General features: G+C 63.0%; 1 protein-coding gene. It reads left to right on the top strand.

Features of this window, described 5'->3' with window-relative positions; genetic code table 11:
- Positions 1 to 60: 60 nt before the first annotated feature.
- A complete protein-coding gene (locus ACR0E6_RS21560; RefSeq protein ID WP_480565533.1) occupies positions 61 to 852 on the top strand; it encodes an FAD binding domain-containing protein in 792 nt (263 codons plus the stop codon).
- The last annotated feature ends 164 nt before the right edge of the window (positions 853 to 1,016 follow it).

Below are 1,016 nucleotides of genomic sequence, written 5' to 3'. Positions count from 1 at the left end.
CCCGAGGTATTTTTAGCCAGATGAAGAGCGGATCTGCGCTCTTCGGAAAGGAAAAGCGGAATGTACAGTTTCGAGTTTGAGAAGCCCTCGAGCATTGCCGACGCGGTTGCCGCGTTGGGGGCCGAGGATGCGCAGCCATTGGGCGGGGGGCAGACGCTGATCCCGACGCTGAAGCAGCGCCTGGCGGCGCCATCGGTGCTGGTCAGCATGGGTGGGATTGCCGAGATGCAAGGTGTCTGTGTCGAGGATGACGGCTCGGTCGTCATTGGCGGGGCGACGCCCCATGCCACGGTGGCGCGTGAAGCGGCGGGGTCGTATCCGGCGCTGGCGGCCTTGGCGGGTCAGATCGGTGATCCGGCGGTGCGCAATCGCGGCACCATTGGCGGGTCGGTGGCCAACAATGATCCGGCGGCCTGTTATCCGGCGGGCGTGCTGGGCTCAGGCGCGACCATCGTGACCAACGCGCGGCAGATCGCGGCGGACGACTTCTTTCAGGGCATGTTTGCCACCGCGCTGGATGAGGGTGAGATCATCACCTCGGTCCGGTTCCCTGTGCCGCAGGCGGCGAGCTATCAGAAGTTCCTGCAGCCCGCGTCCCGGTTTGCATTGGTCGGTGTCTACGTGTCGCGGTTCGCGGATGGTGTCCGCGTGGCCGTGACCGGCGCCAGCGAAGACGGCGTGTTCCGGTGGGCAGAGGCCGAAGAGGCCTTGAACAAATCCTTCAGAGCCGAGGCACTGATGGGGCTGAGCGTCAACCCGATGAACATGATCGCCGACCTGCATGGCAGTAAAGACTACCGCGCGCATCTGGTTGGGGTGATGACGAAACGCGCCGTCCAAGACTGCTCGTAACCGCATAGGCGATAAACTCCAAAGCCCCGGGCAAAACCCCGGGGCTTTTGCTATGGTTTTCTAATCTTCGGTAGCTTTGCAGGTTGCCAATAGGCCCCGGTGTCTTCGCGTGTTTTCTCATAGGCTTCCACGAGGCGCAGGGCGTTTTCTCCGCCAACTGCGGA

It is taken from the genome of Ruegeria sp. AP12 (assembly GCF_056540025.1).
The sequence above is the reverse complement of the archived record's forward strand: the minus strand, read 5'-3'. Positions and strand labels throughout refer to the sequence as shown.